Annotated in this window: 20 protein-coding genes; 14 read left to right on the forward strand and 6 right to left on the reverse strand. The window is 43.8% G+C overall.

All coding sequences use genetic code 11. The features are described from left to right. Nucleotides 1–10 precede the first annotated feature (10 nt). The 3 genes from hemW to ACYVNW_RS09580 all read left to right on the forward strand — a co-directional run bounded on the left by hemW (nucleotide 11) and on the right by ACYVNW_RS09580 (nucleotide 2925). Nucleotides 11–1132, forward strand: coding sequence for a radical SAM family heme chaperone HemW (hemW, locus tag ACYVNW_RS09570; protein ID WP_460679634.1), 1122 nt, complete (start codon nucleotides 11–13; stop codon nucleotides 1130–1132). A gap of 206 nt (nucleotides 1133–1338) precedes the next feature. After that, entirely contained in the window at nucleotides 1339–1887 is a 549-nt protein-coding gene (locus ACYVNW_RS09575; RefSeq protein WP_460679635.1) for a fasciclin domain-containing protein, read from the forward strand. 156 nt (nucleotides 1888–2043) lie between these two features. After that, on the forward strand, nucleotides 2044–2925 hold the full coding sequence (locus tag ACYVNW_RS09580) for a cupin-like domain-containing protein (RefSeq protein ID WP_460679636.1): 882 nt from the start codon (nucleotides 2044–2046) through the stop codon (nucleotides 2923–2925). 72 nt (nucleotides 2926–2997) lie between these two features. On the opposite strand, the gene ACYVNW_RS09585 is transcribed toward ACYVNW_RS09580, so the two are convergent. Beyond that, on the reverse strand, nucleotides 2998–3672 hold the full coding sequence (locus ACYVNW_RS09585; protein ID WP_460679637.1) for an endonuclease III domain-containing protein: 675 nt from the start codon (nucleotides 3670–3672) through the stop codon (nucleotides 2998–3000). Between the two features lie 145 nt (nucleotides 3673–3817). Further along, nucleotides 3818–4237, reverse strand: coding sequence for a YybH family protein (locus tag ACYVNW_RS09590; RefSeq protein ID WP_460679638.1), 420 nt, complete (start codon nucleotides 4235–4237; stop codon nucleotides 3818–3820). Between the two features lie 69 nt (nucleotides 4238–4306). On the opposite strand from ACYVNW_RS09590, the gene ACYVNW_RS09595 reads away from it, so the two are divergent. The 8 genes from ACYVNW_RS09595 (at nucleotide 4307) to ACYVNW_RS09630 (ending at nucleotide 13022) form a co-directional block, all read left to right on the forward strand. Beyond that, a complete protein-coding gene (locus tag ACYVNW_RS09595) occupies nucleotides 4307–5194 on the forward strand; it encodes a carbohydrate kinase family protein (protein WP_460679639.1) in 888 nt (295 codons plus the stop codon). A gap of 729 nt (nucleotides 5195–5923) precedes the next feature. Further along, nucleotides 5924–7021: a vWA domain-containing protein gene (locus tag ACYVNW_RS09600; protein ID WP_460679640.1), complete on the forward strand. Its 1098-nt coding sequence runs from the start codon at nucleotides 5924–5926 to the stop codon at nucleotides 7019–7021. A 72-nt stretch (nucleotides 7022–7093) separates the two neighbouring features. Continuing rightward, nucleotides 7094–8608 (forward strand): sigma 54-interacting transcriptional regulator, encoded by a 1515-nt coding sequence (locus ACYVNW_RS09605; protein WP_460679641.1) that lies wholly within the window; start codon nucleotides 7094–7096, stop codon nucleotides 8606–8608. A gap of 14 nt (nucleotides 8609–8622) precedes the next feature. Further along, the gene (locus ACYVNW_RS09610; protein WP_460679642.1) at nucleotides 8623–9903 is read left to right on the forward strand and encodes a metallophosphoesterase; all 1281 of its coding nucleotides are present in this window, start codon (nucleotides 8623–8625) and stop codon (nucleotides 9901–9903) included. Between the two features lie 78 nt (nucleotides 9904–9981). Further along, entirely contained in the window at nucleotides 9982–10863 is an 882-nt protein-coding gene (locus tag ACYVNW_RS09615) for a UbiA prenyltransferase family protein (protein WP_460679643.1), read from the forward strand. A 3-nt stretch (nucleotides 10864–10866) separates the two neighbouring features. Beyond that, complete coding sequence (locus ACYVNW_RS09620) at nucleotides 10867–11496, forward strand: class I SAM-dependent methyltransferase (protein WP_460679644.1); 630 nt, start codon at nucleotides 10867–10869, stop codon at nucleotides 11494–11496. Between the two features lie 10 nt (nucleotides 11497–11506). Continuing rightward, the gene (locus tag ACYVNW_RS09625) at nucleotides 11507–12100 is read left to right on the forward strand and encodes a Crp/Fnr family transcriptional regulator (protein WP_460679645.1); all 594 of its coding nucleotides are present in this window, start codon (nucleotides 11507–11509) and stop codon (nucleotides 12098–12100) included. 73 nt (nucleotides 12101–12173) lie between these two features. Next, on the forward strand, nucleotides 12174–13022 hold the full coding sequence (locus tag ACYVNW_RS09630) for a sterol desaturase family protein (protein ID WP_460679646.1): 849 nt from the start codon (nucleotides 12174–12176) through the stop codon (nucleotides 13020–13022). 142 nt (nucleotides 13023–13164) lie between these two features. Here ACYVNW_RS09630 and ACYVNW_RS09635 read toward each other — a convergent pair whose 3' ends face one another. Genes ACYVNW_RS09635 through ACYVNW_RS09645 form a run of 3 tightly spaced genes read right to left on the reverse strand, consistent with a single transcriptional unit; the run spans nucleotide 13165 to nucleotide 17339 of the window. After that, nucleotides 13165–13860, reverse strand: coding sequence for a response regulator transcription factor (locus ACYVNW_RS09635; RefSeq protein WP_460679647.1), 696 nt, complete (start codon nucleotides 13858–13860; stop codon nucleotides 13165–13167). Nucleotides 13861–13863: 3 nt separating this feature from the next. Further along, complete coding sequence (locus ACYVNW_RS09640) at nucleotides 13864–15504, reverse strand: sensor histidine kinase (protein WP_460679648.1); 1641 nt, start codon at nucleotides 15502–15504, stop codon at nucleotides 13864–13866. Nucleotides 15505–15515: 11 nt separating this feature from the next. After that, nucleotides 15516–17339, reverse strand: coding sequence for a S9 family peptidase (locus ACYVNW_RS09645; protein ID WP_460679649.1), 1824 nt, complete (start codon nucleotides 17337–17339; stop codon nucleotides 15516–15518). Nucleotides 17340–17574: 235 nt separating this feature from the next. On the opposite strand from ACYVNW_RS09645, the gene ACYVNW_RS09650 reads away from it, so the two are divergent. The 3 genes from ACYVNW_RS09650 to rfbC are packed head-to-tail and all read left to right on the forward strand — an operon-like array spanning nucleotide 17575 to nucleotide 20270. After that, complete coding sequence (locus tag ACYVNW_RS09650; RefSeq protein WP_460679650.1) at nucleotides 17575–19392, forward strand: tetratricopeptide repeat protein; 1818 nt, start codon at nucleotides 17575–17577, stop codon at nucleotides 19390–19392. Nucleotides 19393–19410: 18 nt separating this feature from the next. Next, nucleotides 19411–19725 carry a DUF4286 family protein gene (locus ACYVNW_RS09655; protein ID WP_460679651.1) on the forward strand — a complete coding sequence of 105 codons (315 nt, stop codon included), beginning with the start codon at nucleotides 19411–19413 and terminating at the stop codon, nucleotides 19723–19725. Beyond that, on the forward strand, nucleotides 19722–20270 hold the full coding sequence (rfbC, locus tag ACYVNW_RS09660; RefSeq protein WP_460679652.1) for a dTDP-4-dehydrorhamnose 3,5-epimerase: 549 nt from the start codon (nucleotides 19722–19724) through the stop codon (nucleotides 20268–20270). The genes ACYVNW_RS09655 and rfbC overlap by 4 nt, the downstream gene beginning before the upstream one ends. Here the strand turns inward: rfbC and ACYVNW_RS09665 are convergent. Continuing rightward, complete coding sequence (locus ACYVNW_RS09665; protein WP_460679653.1) at nucleotides 20267–21019, reverse strand: metallophosphoesterase family protein; 753 nt, start codon at nucleotides 21017–21019, stop codon at nucleotides 20267–20269. The two genes, rfbC and ACYVNW_RS09665, sit on opposite strands and share 4 nt — an antisense overlap. Nucleotides 21020–21134 lie beyond the last annotated feature (115 nt).

A 21134-nucleotide genomic window follows, 5' to 3' on the forward strand; every position in this document is an offset into this window, starting at 1 on the left:
CCTTTGCACCGTGGCGGGTATTTACATCCATATTCCTTTTTGCAAACAAGCATGTTATTACTGTGATTTTCACTTTAGCACTTCGCTCAAATACCGTAAAGAACTGGTACAAGCTTTGGGTAATGAGCTGCGAATGCAAAAAGATTACTTAAATCAACAAACGGTTGAAACTATCTATTTTGGCGGCGGCACTCCTTCGTTACTTGATGCTGATGAAATCAATTTTCTGCTTGACGAAATCCATCGCTTTCATCAGGTAAGTTCAAATGCAGAAATTACATTAGAGGCTAATCCGGATGATTTAAGCGCAGACAAGATTAACGCCTTACGCCAAACCCCGATAAACAGACTGAGCATTGGTATACAATCATTCTTCGACGAGGATTTAAAATGGATGAACCGCGCCCATTATGCCGGCCAGGCGCTGCAATCGGTACAGCTGGCACAGGATGCCGGGTTTGACAACCTGACGGCCGATCTCATTTACGGCTACCCGCTACTCAGCGATGGAAAGTGGCAGCATAACCTGCAGACTTTATTTGATTTGAATATCCCTCACCTCTCGGCCTATGCCATGACGGTGGAGCCGCAAACGGCTTTAGATACCTTTATTCGACGCAAGCAGCAGCCCGCGATGAACGAGCAGCAAAGTGCCCATCAATTTACTCAACTGATGCAGGCCATGCAAACACAAGGTTACGAACATTACGAAATTTCAAACTTCTGCAAGCCGGGCCGTTATTCTAAACATAATTCCAACTATTGGAAAGGCGTACACTATTTAGGCATCGGCCCATCAGCACATTCGTTTAACGGACAGAGCCGGCAATGGAATGTAGCGAATAATGCTCAATACCTGAAAGCGGTTACTGATAACATCTTTGCTGCCGAAACTGAAGAACTAACCACAGAGAACCGGCTAAACGAGTATATCATGACTTCGTTGCGCACGCAATGGGGATTGGATTTGGAGCATTTGAACAATATTTCTTCAGGTACAGCCCGTACGCTGCTCAGTGAGGCTCAATCTTATTTCGACAAGGCCTGGCTACAACAACAAGACAACCATATTTACCTTACCCCTGCCGGTAAGCTATATGCTGACCATATTGCGGCTGCACTTTTCTTTTAGTTTATAAAACCGGAGCCCATCACATCCCGTATATACCTCATTTAACCACTCGTTACACTTAGTAATTGTACACAAATGGCATTAAATAAATACCAAATACCGGCAATTCACTGATTTAAAAATACTTATAAAAATTTTTAAATTTATTAAATCCATATTTCACTTGTCATCGTAATTGATTTCAAAACACCAAAAACAATTAGACAATGAAAAAATTAATGATGGCAGCGTTTGCTTTAGTAGCTTTAGCCGTTGCACCTAAAGCCAATGCCCAAACCAAAATGGTAGGCGGTGCCCCCATGTATCCTACCAAAAACATTGTAGAGAACGCAGTAAATTCTAAAGACCACACCACGCTGGTGGCTGCTGTAAAAGCTGCCGATTTGGTAGAGACCTTACAAGGTGCCGGTCCATTCACCGTATTTGCCCCAACAAATGAGGCTTTTGACAAACTGCCTGCCGGTACTGTAGATAACCTGGTGAAGCCAGAGAACAAAGCTACCTTAACCAAAATTTTAACTTACCACGTTGTAGCCGGCCGCTTAAGCGCTGCTGATTTGATGGCTAAGGTTAAAGCAGGTAATGGCAAAGCCGAATTAACTACCGTAGAAGGTGGTAAGCTGACTGCCATGCTGCAAGGCAAAAAGCTGTACCTGGTTGACGAAAAAGGCGGCAAATCATGGGTAACTATTGCTGATGTATTTCAGAGCAATGGCGTAATCCACGTGGTAAACACAGTGTTAATGCCTAACTAATATTGCCCAATACAATTAACTAATATATACACGATGAAGCCCGGCTGCAATAAAGCGCTGGGCTTTTTTGTGTGCAAAATGAAGTGAATACCAATTTATGATAACATTAAAGCACCTTTAATGTTAATTTTGCTACTCGTTAACTTGTATACTACCATGGGATTGATTCTATCGCCGATTGACCGTGTTGACCATATCACTAAAGAGGATTTTGTAAACAACTATCTTAATCCGCGCAAACCGCTGGTTATTCGGAAAGCTACAGAAACCTGGCCTGCTCTGCAGAAATGGACATTCGAATACTTGAAGGAAAGTGTAGGCGAGCAAATTGTGCCCTTGTATGACAGCTCAAAAGCCGACCCTTCGAAACCCATTAATGCAGCTGCTTCAGAAATGAAGTTTGGCGATTATATTGACCTGATTCAAAAAGAGCCCACCGACCTGCGCATTTTTTTATTTGACCCCATTAAGCATGCGCCGGGTTTGTTACAGGATTACCGCTCACCTACCGATTTAATGGGTGGCTTTTTGGATAAGTACCCTAATATGTTTTTCGGTGGTGCCGGTTCGGTTACATTTTTGCATTACGATATTGACCTGGCCCATATCTTCCACACCCATTTTCATGGCCGCAAGCATGTGATGTTGTTCGATTACAAGTGGAAAGAGCGGTTGTATTGCATTCCTTTCGCTACTTATGCACTGGAAGATTATGACATTGAAAACCCGGATTTCAGTAAGTACCCGGCTTTGGATGGTATTGAGGGACAAGAAACTATTTTAGAACATGGCGACACCTTGTTTATGCCCACCGGTTTCTGGCACTGGATGAAGTACCTGGACGGCTCCTTCTCTATTTCATTGCGCGCCTGGGATAAATCATGGGCTATTAAAGCCAAAAGCCTGTACAACCTTACCATACAGCGCAATTTCGACAATTTTATGAAACGCCGCTACAAAGGCCGGTATATGAATTGGAAAGAAGAGTTAGCTATTAAACGAGCCGATGCAGCACTGGCAGCGCATTTGCCGAAGTAGGAAGCAGTTATCCTCTCTTGTCATTTTTCCCTGCGGTCGAAATGACATACCTATTTTGGTGTTTGCTGCTTTCTACCTGTGCTTAGTCACCCCTACTTGTTCACAATACTCCAGCACCGGGCAGGTGCTGCAATGAGGCAGGTTGCCGGTGCAGATGTGCTTACCAAAAGGCATTAATAATCGGTTGATATCAATCCATTGTTCTTGCGGTACTTTCTGTTCCAGGGCCAGCAAGGTTTTTTCGGGTGTTGAAGCCTTAATGAAACCCCAGCGGTTAACTACCCTGTGCACATGAATATCCACACTAATAGCTGGTGTATGGGTGGCCACGCCCAGCGCCAGGTTAGCACATTTAGGGCCAACGCCCTTCAGGTCTGTAAGCGCAGTATAATCGGCAGGCAGTTCACCATTGTATTTTTCAATAGCCGTTCGGGCAATATCCAGCATGGTATAGGCTTTTTGCCCGTTGTAAGAGGAACCATGCAGTAAAGTCTCCAATTCCTGCGGGCTTAGCTTCAGCATTTCCTGCGGGGTACGTGCTTTTTCAAATAAGCGTAATGATACTGGTATAGAAACCTCATCCATGGTCCGGATAGATATGATGCACGACATCAGCTGCTCAAACAGAGACGTATAGCCCCGCTCATACAACTCAAACATAGCCGCTTTAGGGTAAGCCGCAATAGCTTCGCCAATTCGGCCCAGCATATCGGTTAAGTTGTATGGTTTTTTTGCAACGGTTTCCATTAGGATATAACTTGTTGAAACTACAAAAGGTTTATCCTGTTGTCATTTCGACCGTAGGGAGAAATCCTCTTCAACAAGTTGGTTTACCGTACGCTCAACGCTCGAAGAAGATTTCTCCCTACGGTCGAAATGACATGGGTAGGAATTACGAAGTATGATCGCACACAATTTTCCAAGCTCCTTTAATCTTTTTGAACCATAAGGTAAAGTAACCGCCTGGCTCGTCTTTTTCGCGCTTTAGATGCCATCCGCCCAATACAAAGGCATTATGAGCATCCAGCAATTGTATTTGTTTGATATCAAAAGTAAGCTGGCCCATTGCCGCCCTATCAGGATAATTTTTCTGATAGTTTTTAAGTGTAGCCTGCCAGCCGTAAGTAACACCGCTTTTACCTACAAACATCAAAGAGTCCGACTCACGGTAAGCCTGCATAAATTCCTCAAGATTTCCTTTGTTCCAGGCCAGGCGTTGTGTTTCCAATACCCGGGCAATGGCTTGTTTATCCTGTGCCTGACATAAATCAAACATGATCAAACTCAAACACAGCAGCAAAAACTTTTTCATGCCGTAAGTTAAACATTTTCTTGGCTAAAATCCTTTAGCTTTACGCTTATCAACAGGTAACATCAATTTATGGACAAGCTTGTACTCTGCTTCGGCGAAATATTATGGGATGCCTTTGGCGATGGCAAAAAAGCAGGTGGTGCACCCTTCAATGTGGCCCGCCATTTGGTTCAGCAAGGGGTAAACGCCCTGCCGGCCAGCCGGGTTGGGGCCGATGATTCGGGTATGGAACTGGTGGCTACCCTTCAGGATGCTGATATCAACACTTTGTTAATACAACAAGACGAGAAACTGCCCACTTGTGAAGTTACGGTAAAACTGGATGAAAATAACCATGCCACTTATACCATACCCGAGCCGGTATCTTGGGATAATATGCAGCCTGAAAAATGGCTGATGGAACATGCCGAAAAAGCAGATGTAATCGTATTCGGCAGCTTGGCTAACCGTAAAGAAACTACGCTAAACACTTTATTAGATGTGCTGGACAATAGTAAAGCTTTACGTGTTTTTGATGTAAACTTGCGGCCACCGCATTACAACCTGGATACCATTGAAACCTTAGCAGCCAAAGCCGATGTAATTAAAATGAATGAGGAAGAAGCTGCTATTCTTTTAAGCACCACTTATGCAAGTAAAAACTCATTAGCTGACCAGTTAGCCGAGTTCAGGGCCAAATTTCATGTACAAACCATTTGCATTACCCGCGGCGAAAATGGTGCTGTCATCTGGCACGATGAAAAACTATACGAACACCCCGGCTTTGAAATTACCGTTGCCGATACCGTAGGTGCCGGCGACTCCTTTTTAGCTACGCTGATTTGCGGCTTACTAAAAGAAGAGCCTATTGATACCATTTTACCCCGTGCCGGTGCGGTAGGTGCCTATGTAGCCAGTCAGCGCGGCGCTAACCCAGTTTATGATGAAGGGGTGATTGAGGGGATTATGAGGGGTTAGTGTTTTTTGTTTATTGCTGCTATGTAGTTCTGTGTTGTGTTGAATGGTAGTTTACTTTTTGCTTGATCAAAAAGTAACAAAAAATCAAGGCAGAAACAACCCTTCCACGCACAAGGCCAACGCATGGCCCGGGCGGTTTCTGCCAGCCCACCGCGCCTGGGTGAAGATGCATTCCCTCCCTCAAGCACGTCATTGCGAGGAACGAAGCAATCTCTATGCACCTTGTCTTAGTCGGGCGTATAAAGATTGCTTCGTACCTCGCAATGACGTGATGGTGATAGGTGTGATACCAGTTATTTCTTGATTCTTGGTTCTTTACTCTTGATTCTCTTTCTCTCGTCAGCCCCTCAGCTTTGGGCGAAAGGCGGGCAGCACTGATGGCTTTGTGTGGTAGAGAGAGGCCTTTTAGTGTTTGCACTAACAACGGGCAAAGCACGATCTGTTCATACGCAAACACTAAACAGCCTGTGGTGCTACCTGGCTTTGCAGGGTAGGCCTCGTGCGGCAAAAAAGCCTTACGGGGCTGTACTTGATTTTTTGTTACTTTTTGATCAAGACAAAAGAACAACAACATTCAACAAAGCACAGAAACAAGAAGCGAATAGCACCAATATCAAAGCAACAAGCAAGCGCCTTTTGTCATATTTCCCCAACAATTCACATCTCCCCGCTCTGCACCTAAACTTTTAAGAAATTTTATTCGTTACTTTAAATAAGAAAGGGATTACTATGCGCGGTTTTGGATTTTCAAAACACATCGCCCGCGAACTACCTAAAGGCGGGTTTGATGAATTATTAAAATTATTTCTGGAGCTGCTCAACTATACCTCCGGCGATGCAGGCGAAGCCTTGGCCTGGCTGAACGAACTGGATAAGCAATATAACATCACCAATGACGACTATGGCATGGGTGATTTTATTGACGAGCTGAAGCAGAAAGGCTATTTAACTGAAGATGGCGAAAAAGGCGAGTTTAATATTACAGCCAAAACGGAGCAAAGTATCCGGCAATCGGCCCTCGAGGAAATCTTTGGTAAATTAAAAAAATCAGGTAAAGGAAATCACCGTTCGCCGCAATCGGGGCAGGGCGATGAGCGTAACTCCGAGCGGCGGGAATTTGAGTTTGGCGATAGCCTGGATCAAATTGATATGACACAGTCTATCCACAATGCCCAGGTAAACCACGGCATCGGCGATTTTATGATGACCGAACGCGACCTGGAAGTAGAGGAGATGGACTACAAGACTCAAACGTCTACAGTATTGATGATCGACATTTCGCACTCCATGATTTTGTATGGCGAAGACCGCATCACACCAGCCAAAAAAGTAGCCATGGCTTTAGCTGAATTAATTAAAACCAAGTACCCGAAAGACACCTTGGACATTGTGGTGTTTGGTAATGATGCCTGGCCCATCAGCTTAAAAGACTTACCTTATTTGCAGGTAGGCCCCTACCATACCAATACGTATGCAGGTTTAGAACTGGCAACCGATATTTTGCGCCGCCGTAAAACCAGCAACAAGCAAATTTTTATGATTACCGATGGTAAGCCTACTTGCTTAAAAGAAGGCACCAAGTATTATAAAAACAGTATCGGGCTCGACCGTAAGGTGGTGAATAAAACATTAACCATGGCAGCACAATGCAAACGGTTGAAAATACCCATCACCACTTTTATGATTGCCAAAGACCCTTACTTGCAACAGTTTGTACGCAAGTTTACGGAAACCAATGGCGGCAAAGCTTTTTACAGCTCACTAAATGGCCTGGGCGAATATATTTTTGAAGATTACATCCGTAACCGCAGAAAAACGGTAAGATAACCTTCTGTTTAAACACAAAACATATCACTTCCGGATGTTTGGTTTACGCCGCTTCCGGACTTATTAAAAGCAATGAACGAAAAACTAAATATTAAAACCCTCGGACAACTGAAGCAAACCGATTACCGGAGCCGCTCGGTTAAAGAAGAACTAAGAGAAAACCTTATTCTGCAATTGCAGAAAAAAGAAGGTGGCTTTGAAGGCATTGTGGGTTATGAAGATACCGTCATCCCCGATTTGCAAACGGCTATTTTATCTCGCCATAACATTTTGTTGTTGGGTTTACGCGGTCAGGCAAAAACCCGTATTGCCCGCCTGCTCGTGAACTTGCTGGATGAGTACATGCCTTATATTGAAGGATCAGAGCTGTTTGATGATCCGCTGGCTCCTATCTCGTGGTTTGGTCACAATACCGTTAACGAGTTGGGCGATAATACCCCAATTGCATGGGTACACCGCTCAGAGCGCTATACCGAAAAGCTGGCTACGCCAGATGTAACTGTAGCGGACTTGATTGGCGACGTAGACCCTATTAAAGCAGCTACCTTAAAACTAACGTATTCTGATGAGCGCGTGATACACTTTGGCTTAATTCCGCGTGCACACCGGGGTATATTTGTAATTAATGAGCTGCCCGATTTACAGGCACGTATCCAGGTATCGTTGTTCAATATCCTGCAGGAAAGAGATATACAGATACGCGGTTTTAAATTGCGCCTGCCGCTGGATATTCAATTTATGTTTACTGCCAACCCTGAAGATTACACCAACCGGGGTTCCATTGTAACCCCACTGAAAGACCGGATTGAAAGCCAGATTTTAACTCACTATCCACGTTCAGTGGAGATTTCTCGTAAAATTACCCAGCAGGAAGCTCAGTTAAGCGCAGAGCAGCGCGTAGCGGTGGAAGCAGACGGCTTGGTAAAAGACCTGGTAGAGCAGATTGCTTTTGAAGCCCGTAATTCGGAGTACGTAGATAAAAAATCAGGCGTATCAGCCCGTTTAACTATTTCAGCCTATGAAAACCTGATTAGCAATGCAGAGCGCCGCATGATTATTAATCATGAGAAAAGTACGTTTGTGCGCATTGCCGACTTTTTAGGCGTTATCCCGGCTATTACCGGTAAAATTGAGCTGGTATATGAAGGCGAATTGGAAGGTTCGGCTAAAGTAGCTACCATTTTACTGGGCAAGGCCATCAAAATATTGTTCTCTAAATTTTTCCCTGATCCTGAAAAAATTAAGAAGGGCAAAAAAGCTAACAGCACCAACCCTTACAATGATGTAGTGAGCTGGTTTGCAGGCGGCAACACGTTATCATTAGTAGATGATTTGCCTTTGCAAGAATATAAAAAGATGCTCAACTCCGTAACCGGATTGAAAGAAGTGGTAAAACAGTTCCACCCACGGCTAACCGAAAACCAGCAACTACTGCTGATGGAATTTGTATTGCACGGATTGGCGGAATTTTCGCAACTTAGCAAAGGATTTTTAGATAACGGTTTTGCCTTCGGCGATATGTTTGACAGCTTGTTCAACCTGCAGCCGGATGATGACGATCTGGATTTCAACGACGACCGTTATTAGTATTTGCTTCACCCATGCAGGGACAATTTTTTAAGTTACTACTTTTCGGCATCGGCCTCTTATTGGCCGATGCTTATATTTTAAGCGGTATCCGTAGCGCTTTTCCGAAACGCACATGGCCCCGCCGGCCCGCATTTACTTATTCGTACTGGGTATTCAATGTGCTGCTGATAGCGGGTTTGCTGCTTAGCGTTTATGTAAAGTTTGGCGTAGGCGCCAAGGCAGGCACGTTAATGGTGGCTTGTATTGCATTGGTATTTAAAACTATTTTCCTGTTGTTTTTACTGGCCGCAGATGCCAAGCGTTTGCTCAGCCGGAAAACGAAGACTAAAGAACCTGCATCAGTAACTGATTCCCAACCTCCATCCTCCCATCTCCCTGTAATACCACGTTCAGAATTTTTACTCAAAGCCGGTTTAATTGCCGGTGCGGCCCCATTGGTGTCAGTGGGTTTCGCGATCACGACAGGCGCGTATGATTATCATATTCGCATGCAAACCTTGTACCTACCCAAGTTGCCCAAAAAGTTTGATGGCATACGCCTGGGGCAAATTTCCGACATTCACTCCGGCAGTTTTTACAATAAACGCGCCGTGATGGGTGGTGTAGAAATGCTGATGCGGGAAAAAGCCGACTTCATCTTTTTTACCGGCGATTTGGTGAACATGATGTCTAAAGAGTTTAATCCTTATTTTGATGTATTCAACAAGGTAAAGGCTCCATTGGGTGTCTATTCATCTTTAGGCAATCATGATTACGGCGACTACTACAGCTACTGGCCCGGTAACTCCAAACAGAAAAATTTTAATGAACTGTTGGAAGCCCACCGCCTGTTAGGTTGGGATTTGCTTCGGAACACCAATCGCCGGCTGAAAGTAGAGGGCGAAGAAATTGGAATTTTAGGGGTAGAAAACTGGGGCGCTTTAAGTCGTTTTCCTAAATACGGGCGCTTGGATTTAGCTACGCAACATACCGATGACCTGCCGGTAAAATTACTCCTCTCGCACGATCCCTCCCATTGGCGCGGTGAAGTACTGCCGCATTACCCGCAAATTGATGTGATGTTTTCGGGTCATACGCATGGCATGCAATTCGGTGTCCGGGCCGAAAGTTTTCAATGGAGCCCTATAGAATATGTGTATAAAGAATGGGCCGGCCATTACCAGCAGGCGCAGCAGCAACTATATGTAAACGTGGGCTATGGTTTTCTAGGTTTCCCCGGCCGCGTGGGTATACTACCAGAAATTACCATATTTGAGTTAAAAGCTGCAGAAGCACCTAAAATAAACGCTTAACCTAAAGCTATTTTACTGTAAGGCTGCTTATATTCACGCCATTAATTGCCCATAGGCATTTAATGGTTTTCAGCCTATATGAAGAAACTCCTGCAATCCGCATTCGATGCTTTGCTGTTCAGCAATATATTTATGGCATTGTGTGCCGTGGCGCAAGGCCTGGTTACTTTTCTTCTGATTGATGCTCAACCTACCCTGCCTGTTTTACTGTTATTATTTAGTGCTACATTGGGCCTGTATAATTTCTGCATTTTAATAACTAAACCCCGGTATCCCGAAAAATCATCCTACCGGCGTGTACGCTGGTTTTTTGGCCACCACAAGGCGATGATGATATTTACCATCGTAGCCTTGCTTTCCCTGATACCCGTCTTCTTTTTATTATCAGTCGCTTCAAAACTGTTGCTTATTTTTTTAGGTATACTTTCTTTCAGTTATGGATTTCCATTGTTCAAGGCCGGCACTCAGCAGTTCGGGCTGCGCAACATTCCGGGGTTAAAACCTTTTTTGATTACTTTAGTGTGGACATTAAGCTGCGTACTATTGCCAGTACTGGAAGCCCAGAACATGGGCTTGACTCATATAGGATCAAAGGATACCTCAATACTCATTGCCAAACGTTTTTTGTTTATCGGTGCACTCACCATTCCATTTGATATCCGTGATCTGTTTCAGGATCGCCAGGCTGGTTTAAAAACCATACCTGTGGCCTGGGGCGAAAAGAATGCATACTTGTTTTGCCAATTGCTGCTGGCTGGCTATGTGGCTTTGCTCTTTCTGTTTCGCAACAATGGATTCAATATCGATTTTTGGGCGCTTACGTTTGCCGTAATCTTCACGGGCATATTAATATTTAATGCCCGCTGGAAGAAAAATGAGTATTATTATTTCTTTTGGCTGGATAGCGTATTGATTTTGCAGTATGTGATGCTATTGGTATTTCATCAACTTCATTTTTAAACCATGGCTGCCAATTATGATAATGTGGCCTGGTTTTATGACCGCCTTTCGCGCCTGGTATTCGGTAACCGGCTGATGGCCGCGCAAAAGTTTTTGCTGTCCTATATTCCGGCAGGCAGCCATGTTTTAATTGCAGGAGGCGGAACCGGCAGTATATTGGATGAACTAACCCGGCTACACTCCTCCGGCTTACACATTACTTACATTGAAATATCGGCTAATATGATTGCTTTATCCAAAAAGCGAAATGTTGGACAGAATCAAATCACATACATTACCGCCCCCGTTGAGCAGGTACAAAAAACCGAAGTTTATGATGTTATCTTCACCCCTTTTTTGCTGGACAATTTTACCAACCAGGAAATGCAAGCCATTTTTACTCACCTGCATCATCAGCTAAAACCCGGGGGGGCGTGGTTGTGTGCAGATTTTCAGTTGCAGGGTAAATGGTGGCAAGCCATCTTATTGAAAACCATGTATAGATTTTTTAAATTATTGGGGTGTGTACAAGTGAGTCAACTACCTGATATTCGGGGCGCTTTTTCAAATTATCAGTATAATACCATAACCTCGAAAACATATTTTGGCGGATTCATTCAATCAACTGTTTACCAAGCTCCATTAAACCCTTAATTTGCCGGAGATGTTAAGTGCGGAAGACATACAGTATTACTTATCTGTTTTTAAAGAGCTCAGTATAACTGATTTGATAGGCCTGTTTAATATGGCCGGTACCAAGCGGCTGCCTGCACATAGTGTTTACATTAAAGAAGGAGCGCTGCACCGCAAACTGGCTTTTATTAAAAAAGGCCTCATCAGGGCTTATTTGCTTAAAGAGAATGGCGAAGAAATTACGGTACTGCTGCGCTGGGAAAACCAGTTTATTGCCTCGCATGATAATATCATTCTACAGCAGCCTTCACGTTTTATTTATGAGGCCATGGAAGACACAGTGATATTAGAAATTGATTACGATAAAGCTCAGGAACTGCTCGACCGCAACCCTAAGCTGGCCGCTCAGCGCAATTCATTCATCTTAAACATGCTGGCCGATTCCATGACAAGGGTAGAGTCTTTCATCCTGCTTACACCCGAAGAACGTTACCTGCAGTTGGTGAAAGAAAAAGCCAACATTGTAAACCGGGTGCCCGATAAACACCTGGCTACTTTATTAGGGATCACCCCAGTATCCCTTAGCCGCATTCGTAAGCGTATTGCTGCAGGTGGCCGGCATTAATTAACTTTTGTTAATTTTTTGAGGCAGGGTACCGTCGTAATTTTGGGTATTATTTTAAATCAGATCTCTTGTTATGCAAAAATTACTGGAAGGTACTGCCTCAATTTTCGGCGTACTCACCCTCAGATATTTTATTTTAGCCGGCATACCGTTTCTCATTTTTTACTACTGGCTACACAACCGGTTCAGTAAATTGAAAATTCAAAAGAAAGCTGCCGGCCGTACCGATTTCTGGCGTGAAATTCTACACTCTGTACAAAGCACAGCGGTGTTTGCCATTGCATCAGCGCTTATTCTACTTACGCCGTTCCGGCAGCATACACAGGTGTATACCCAGCTGCATGATTACCCTTTGTGGTGGGTTGGCGTAAGTTTATTACTCACCCTCATTGTGCACGATACTTATTTTTACTGGACGCACCGCCTGATGCATCACAAAAGCATATTTAAGTATGCGCACCTGCTGCACCATAAATCAACCAATCCTTCTCCTTGGACTTCTTATGCCTTTCACATACTGGAAGCCGTAGTTGAGGTTGGTATCTTGCTGGTGATTGTGATGATTATGCCGCTGCACCCCATTACTATTATGCTATTTACTGTAGTCGGCTTTATTATCAATGTGTATGGGCACCTGGGTTATGAAATTATGCCGCGTGGTTTTAGAAACACCGTTTGGTTCGAGATACTGAACACTTCTGTACACCATAACCTGCACCATAGCAAATTTAAAGGCAACTACGGCTTATATTTCCGGGTATGGGACCGTTTGATGGGCACCGAGCACCCTGATTATGTAAAAGATTACGACCGTGTACAGGCACAGCGTTTTGGCGGGATAGCAAAAGATGTGATTGAGGCAGAAGTTGAAGTGTTTAAGCCTAAAACATCGTTTAAAGCGCGGAAATATAAGGCAGCTTAGGTAAGTAACTCTGTCATTGCGAGCGATAGCGTGGCAACCGCACGGAAGCATATGCGCCTCTGTACAGCAAGCGATTGCCACGCTACCGCTCGCAATGACAAAAAGTAAAGGCCTTCCCATTTAGAAAGACCTGGGGTGAGGTTTACCCTTCGTATACAAACTTATATCCTATTCCACGTACCGTTTGCAGGTACTGAGGTGAATCGGGATTATGCTCAATTTTTTTGCGCAGGCGAACGATGTGCATATCTAATGTGCGGGTGTTTACATCAGCATTGTAGCCCCAAACCTCCATCATCAGTTCCTCGCGGTTAATTACCTTGTTCCTGTTTTTCAGGAAATACAGCAGGATACGGTTCTCTAATATGGTCAGCTCTATTTTGCGGTCATTTTTAACCAGCAGGTGCGTATTGGGGTGGTGCTCCATCCCATCAAAGCGGTATACTTCTGATTTATTATCGGTATTGAGCGAAAACTTAATCTTGTTGTCAATCATCGCCACCAATACATCCATGTTAAATGGTTTAGTGATATAATCAGATACGCCAAAGTTATAAGCCTCAATTTTATCAACATCCTGCGCTTTGGCTGTCATCATAATTACCAGTTTATCAAAGCCCTGGTTTCTTATACTGGTACAAACTTCAGAACCCTGTTTGCCGGGTAACATCCAGTCCAACAATACAATATCCGGATCGCTGGACAAAATCATGGCTTCCGCTTCGTCTCCGTTAGCTGCTTCCAGCACTTTATAACCTTCACTTTCCAGTCGCTCGGCCACTAAAAAGCGCAGGTTCTCGTCATCTTCAACTAAAGCAATTTTTATCTCTTTGTTCATAATTTAGTTTTCGTAAGGCAAGGTAACTGTAAACTCCGAACCTTCGTTCACTTTACTTTTTACCGTAATATCGCCGTTCATAAAATTAGCCAGTTCTTTGCAAAAAGCCAAACCTAAGCCCACGCTTCCGTTTTGGTTATACTTGTTTTGGATGCGGTAAAACTTTTTAAACACGTTGGCCAGCTCGGCTTTGGGTATACCAATGCCTTTATCTGTAAACGAAAATACAATATTCCGCTTATCCAGCATCACACTGATGTTCAATTCTTTATTTTCAGGATTAGAATATTTATAAGCATTCTCTATCAGGTTTTGAAACAGGCTGCCCAGCAATACCGGATCTGTAAAAAAAACCAGCGGCTGCTCAATCTGATAGCTTAATACAAAGTCGGGATATTTAATGCGGAACGTTTCAATATACCCTTTTACAAATTCTTCTACGTTAATTTCCTGTTTTTTCAGATGAATTGACCTGTTCTCTATTTGCGTAAATGAAAGCAGCTTGTTCATCAAATTATTCAGCTTATCAGCTTCTTCATCCAGTATACGCCCATAATGCTTACGCTGACGTTCAGTAAGTTCACCTTCCCCTTTCAGGTTTGAGCCGGCAATTTTGATTACGCTTACCGGCGTTTTAAACTCATGCGTAAAATTGTTGATAAAATCATACTGCAGTTTAAACAGTTTTAAGTTGGTATTTAGGTTACGGTTAATCAGCCAGCCAATGAGTACCAGGAATACGTAAATAAGAATTACAATAGATGCTGTGGGCGCAAAACGCCGGTAAATTTCATTATTCAGGTAAGCCTTCGGCGAACGGAAATACAATTTATAATCAGAAAACGCACCTGGAAAGGCTACCTCCGTTTTAATGTCGCCATCTTCATCATTCAGCGGGTCATACACCACCCGTTGTATACTGATCTCTCTGTACAGTTCGGGATGGTTATTCTTCACCTTTAAAGCTTTGGCATCCAGCAAAAAAGCCATCATGTTTTGCTTATAAAACGCACCGGGGCGATAGTTTTGCTGTAACTGCTTATAGGCTTTAATTTCTTCGCGCCGCGGAATGTTCAGGTAACTGATGCGGGCCGGCTTTACATCGTAAAAAGTTTTATATTGCTCGTCCTGGTCGGGTACCCGCGAGGTATCGGCTGTTTCAATATAATTGCTGAACTTGTCGGCCACTAACTCAAAATCCTGATCAGTACCTCTGTTTTTTAAAACAGTACCTGCAACGCTTCCATGGTTGGGCAAATACTGATAAACTGCTTTCACCGCAATGTTAAGGCTGCTTTTATTGGCCGGCTGCTGGCGGCTGCTGATGATAATATCATAAAAACGTATGCGCTTTACAAAGGAGTAACTTCCAAACACCGATCCGGCATAATTACCGGCCGAAGCTGAATCCAAAAACCCTTGGTAAGAAGTTACTTCAGGGATTTTATTTTGAAAAAAATCGGTATAGGGCTTTAACGTTTGCTCCAGCACATCAATCTTGCGCGAGGCAAATTCATTTTCAACATACTTCTTCGTCAAATTATAAGTTAAAATCAGTGCAGCTACCAAAGCAGCCGATATCAGCACCATAAAGATGACAATAAGCGAAAGGTTCTTTTTGAAAATATGATTTTGCGGCTGCATCACCCTTTCTTTTAGGGTTTAACCTTCATGTGTTCAGCCAGAAACGCTTCAATCTGGGTATACATTTGCGTACGGTTATGTTCGCTTTTGAAGTAACCACGTTCGTTCTCTTTCAGCACGTAAGTTACAGGCGCCTGATTACGCTTTTTCAGCTCGCGCACAAACTGGTTTAACTCGCTAATGTTAGCGCGCGGGTCTTTAGCTCCCTGAAAAATCAGCAGCGGGGTTTTTATTTTATCAGTATGAAATACCGGCGATATATTGCGCAATTGCAGGGCATCCGTTTCGGGGTTTCCTACCATCTCGTAGGTCATTTGCAGGTAAGGCTTAAAAAACGGCGGTGCATCTTTAATGTAAGTAAAAAAGTTAATAAGCCCGTTCTGCACGATAGCGCAGTTGTATAAACCCTGATGGGCAGCTATACCGTTTAAGGCCGAGAACCCCCCGAATCCACTGCCCATAATGGCTATCTTTTGAGGATTAGCTATTTTTTGAGCAATCAACCAGTGTACACCATCCGTAATATCCTGCTGGATGCGCCCACCCACTTGCTTGAAACCGGCACTGTGAAATGCCTTGCCATAGCCCGACGAACCACGGTAATTGACCTGGAAAACTGCATAACCCCGGTTGGCTAAAAACTGTACTTCTGCATTGTAGCCCCAAACATTGCGCCCCCAGGGATCGTTATGGGGCATTACTACTACGGGAAGGTTATCAGCCTTTTTGTTTAAAGGCAAGGTTAAATAACCATGTATCAGCAATCCATCGCTGGCTTTGAATGATACCGGCTTCATTGCACACAAATTATCGGCTGATAGCGATGTGTTGATATTACCCAGCAGGGTTAGTTTCTTTGTTGGCTGGTTATATAAGTAGTAGCTACCCGGGTTACGATCATTATAGGCGCTTAATATAAAGTTGTGCCCTGCTGTATCACGATCAATTAGCCGGATGGACATACTGTTGTTCAGTTGCCTGCGGATGTCGGTATACATTTGCTCAATACTATCATTCAAAAAATGCTTCTTGGGCTTGGTATCTTCCCAGGCGGCATACTCCAATGTACCTTTTAAGCGCGAGTAACTCACTTCCTGAATGTCAGCATCACTGGTGGCATAAATCACTTTAGCTTCTTTACCGGTATGGGCATCAATCTGCACCAGCGCCATTTTATCGCGGTTTACATTAGATAAGGCGTAGAAAGCATTTGGGGTGCTGGTAAAAGGTACCGGCTCTACCGAGTTTTTGAAATTATTTTTAATAATCGGCTTGAATGGCGCACTATCATCCGGGCGGAACAAGATAGTTTCATCTACCCCATCAGACGACTTGGCCAACCGGATTTTTCCATCTATATCCGGGAACCACTCAGTAATATTACCGGGATTGGGCTGATATAAATCCAATTTGCCGGTAGTGATGTTCAGCTTGTAAATATCGAAGCTGGCCGGGTTACGCTTGTTCATGATCAGCGTAATTACATCCGGGTTGTGCTTATCCAAATTCAATAAACGCACACGCAGTTTCTCCTGCGAAATCAGGGTTTTTAATTTCAGTGTATTGATGTCCAACGCATACATGCGGTATTCATCCATAGCAATACGGTCCTGACTAAATACCAAATGGTTATTATAGGTCCAGAAATAATCGCGTACCGAATAATCGGCAAACGAAGTGACCATGCGCTCCCTGCCATCAGCCAACGACAGGATGAACAAATTCTGCTTCTCTTTATATGGTTTGAGGTAAGTAATATACTTACCATCAGGAGAGATTTTAAAAAAGCTCTTTTCGGGCGTTTTAAAAAAATAGCGCACCGGTATCTGCTTCACTTCACTCCTCTGACAAGCGGTGAATAAACAGAACAGTACTGTAATGTATAGTAAAATTTTAAGACGATTCAACATGTGTATAAGCGGCAATACCGGATATATTCAAAGTTTAAACATAAATAAATTTAATTTATGCGTATTTAATGTCACTACAATTTTACCCATCAAAAACGTTATATTAACTCAAGTAAAGTACTTGGTAACAAACCATTTATATTAGGTATTTTTGAACTGCATGAGGGTTAAAGTCATTATTATTTTACTGGTTTACTGCGTATTCGGCACCGTTGCGTTTGCTCAAAACACCGAGTTGCAGTTAGCACAGCAGTATATCAACAATTCTGAGCCGCAAAAGGCTGCAGAGGTTTACGCTAAGCTGTTCAATCAGGATAATGAAGCCTTTTATCGTTACTATGCGGATGCCTTGCTGAACCTGAAAAACTTTGCCGAGGCCGAGCGCATTACCCGCCGCATGATGCAAAACCATCCGGAAGACAGCCAGTTTGCGGTGATGCTAACACAAATTTACCAGCGTCAGGGTAATACCGCAAAAGCCGACGAATTGTTTAAAACACTGATTAAAAGCTTACCTGCCGATAAGGGTGCCGTAGCCAGCTTGGCCATGCAGTTTTACCAAGCCGAAAATGCCGATGCCGCCATTAAATGTTTTTTGCAGGGCCGTAAGTTGCTGCACAATAACCAATTGTTTAGTATCGAGCTGATCAGCCTTTACCGTTATAAACGTGATAAAATAGCTTTAACTGATGAATACCTGAATTATGTACCCGAAAACCCGGGTTATTTGAGCCAGGCTGAGGGCACCCTGGCCGCTTTATATGATGGCTCGGCCGATTATGAGCAGCTCAGAGTTAAATTGCAAAAGTTACTGCAGAAGGAGCCGCAACAAGTGGTATACAATCGCTTGCTGATATGGCAGTACTTGGAACAGAAGCAATATCAGCAGGCATTAGATCAAACCATTGCCGTGAGTCGCCTGATGAAAGAAGATGCCGGCCGGGTATTTGATTTAAGCCGCACTCTGGCAGATAACGAGGCTTATGACGAAGCCATTAAAGGATATCAATATATTATTGATTTAGGCGCTGCCAATAATGAGCTGTACTTGCCCGCAAAAATTGACCTTATTAATACCAAAAACCTAAAAGTAACCGCTGGTAAGTATGTTGCTGCCGATTTACTGGGTCTCGAAAAAGATTATCAGAGCCTGTTAAACGAATTTGGCACCAATGCACGCACAGCCTTTGCCATGGAGCGCCTGGCCAAACTGCAGGCGTTTAAACTGCATAAACCTACCGAAGCCAGAGCATTGCTGCAAAAAGCGATAACTATTAATGGACTGCGCCCCGATTTGCTGGCCGCCTGCAAACTTGATTTAGGTGATGCTGAGCTGATGTGTGGCCAACCCTGGGAAGCAACTTTGCTATACAGCCAGGTATCTGGAAGCAACAAAGGAATGCCGCTCGCGCAAGAAGCCTTATTTCGTAATGCGCGGCTGGCCTATTATACCGGTGATTTTAAATGGGCCAAGGAGCAGTTGGATGTACTGAAAGCCGCCACATCACAATTGATTGCCAATGACGCCCTTAACTTATCGTTACTGATTACTGATAACCTGCTTGCAGATACCAGCGGAGCCGCCTTAAAAGTATATGCACGTGCCGACCTGCTGATATTTGAAGAACAACCTGAAAAAGCCCTGCAAACATTGGATAGTATCACTACCGCCTACCCGGGCAATACCCTGGTGGATGATATACTGATGGCAAAAGCCCGTATAAGCCTGCAGCTTAAGGATTATACAGCCGCTTTGCAGCCGTTAAAACAAATTTCGGAGCAACATCCATCAGGGTTATGGGCTGATGATGCGGTGTTTATGCTGGGCGATTTGTATGAGCATCAGTTAAATGATAAACAGCTGGCTAAGGTTTATTACCAGAAAATTATCACCGCTTACCCCGGCAGCTTGTGGATTGGTGAAGCGCGTAAACGTTTCCGCATTTTAAGGGGCGACCAGCCTGATAGTTCATCTTAATTTATATTTTTGCAATACATGATTATTTATAACGAAACCTACGTAGTTAACCCCGAAGTGAATGAAACCTGGCTGGCCTGGATAAAGCAAAATCACATTCCAGGTGCCTTAAGCACCGGCTTGTTTAACTCGTACAAAATACTCACGGTACTCAATTCACCCAATGAAGGTGTAACCTACTGCATACAGTTTGTGACCGACCAAATTGAAAAATATACGCAGTTTACCGAAAACCATTTGGACCAGTTGCATATTGTTCATAACCAGCAATTTGAAAACCAATATGTACTGTTTAACAGCATTATGCAACTGTTAGAAGAACACGCCGCATGAAAGTAACGACCACAACCATCGAAGGGTTGCTCATCATCGAACCCCGCATATTTCCTGACGATCGGGGTTTCTTTTTTGAGAGCTACAATAAAAAGAAATACGAAGAGGCAGGCATTACTGCCGAATTTGTGCAGGATAATCAGTCTATTTCCCACAGAGGTGCCATCAGAGGTTTGCATGCCCAGGCGCCGCCTTTTGCACAAGGCAAACTGGTGCGTGTACTCCAGGGCCGTGCGCTTGATGTGGTGGTAGATGTACGCAAAAGCTCACCTACCTATGGCCAGCATGTAAGCCTGGAGTTAACAGGCGAAAACAACATTCAGCTGTGGATACCTGAGGGCTTTGTACACGGTTTTGCCGTGCTAGAGGATAATACTATTTTCAGTTATAAAGTAACCAATTTTTATGATAAAGCCTCTGAGATTGGAGTAATCTGGAACGACCCCGAGCTGGGTATTGGTTGGGGTATGGACACGCGCAATGTAGTTACCTCGGCCAAAGATGAGGTACTGCCCGCACTGAAAGATTTTGTAAGCCCGTTTTAAGCGGGCTTTAATGATTTGGGCATTCGGCCATGTAACAGAAAATCTGCCCACTTCTCGTTCCCATTACTGCGTGCATTGGCCGAGGCTTGGTGCCAGTCATAAGCACACAGCACTTGTTCAATACTTACCTGCTGTCCATCCACACTTACAATGGCATACTTGGCATGGGGCGACATCGACTCCATTGCGAAGTAATATTCGCCATTACCTAAATAAGCCGGCAAACCCACACTACCAGGGTTTAGGATGATTTTATCATTCGATAAGTAGATTACCCGGTTCACATGCGAGTGTCCGCATAAAATTATACGCTCATTAATGTGAGCTGTACGGCGTATCAATTCTTCATCATTGTATACAAATACACCATGCGGAGTTACCTGCTCCAGTAAATACTCATCATCGCTTTCAGGGGTACCATGGCATACAAAAAATAAGCCGTCGCAGGTAGTCGTTTGCGGCAGGCTTTTCAGCCAGCTGGTAGATTGTTCGGAAAGTTCTTTTTGCACCCGCTCCATGCCCTCTTTAGGCTTATTTTCCAGTATCTCACGGTCGGTGTTACCATTGATGCACAGCATTGGATTTTCGCGCAGTATCTGCGCTACGCTTTCCGGCTCCAGGGCACCAAAAAAGTGATCACCCAAGTTAATAATATGGTCAATGCGCCTGGCTTTAATATCCTTGAGCACTGCAAGCAAGGCTAAGGTGTTACCGTGTATATCTGATATGATGGCGTACTTTCTTTGCATAGTTTAATTTGTATTCATTTTAAATCGGTAACAGAAATGCATTACCCATCTCTTGTTACGCTCAACCACCCTGTCATGCTAATGCACTCGAAGCATGTAGCATAGCCATTCATCG

The organism is Mucilaginibacter koreensis (assembly GCF_054783355.1).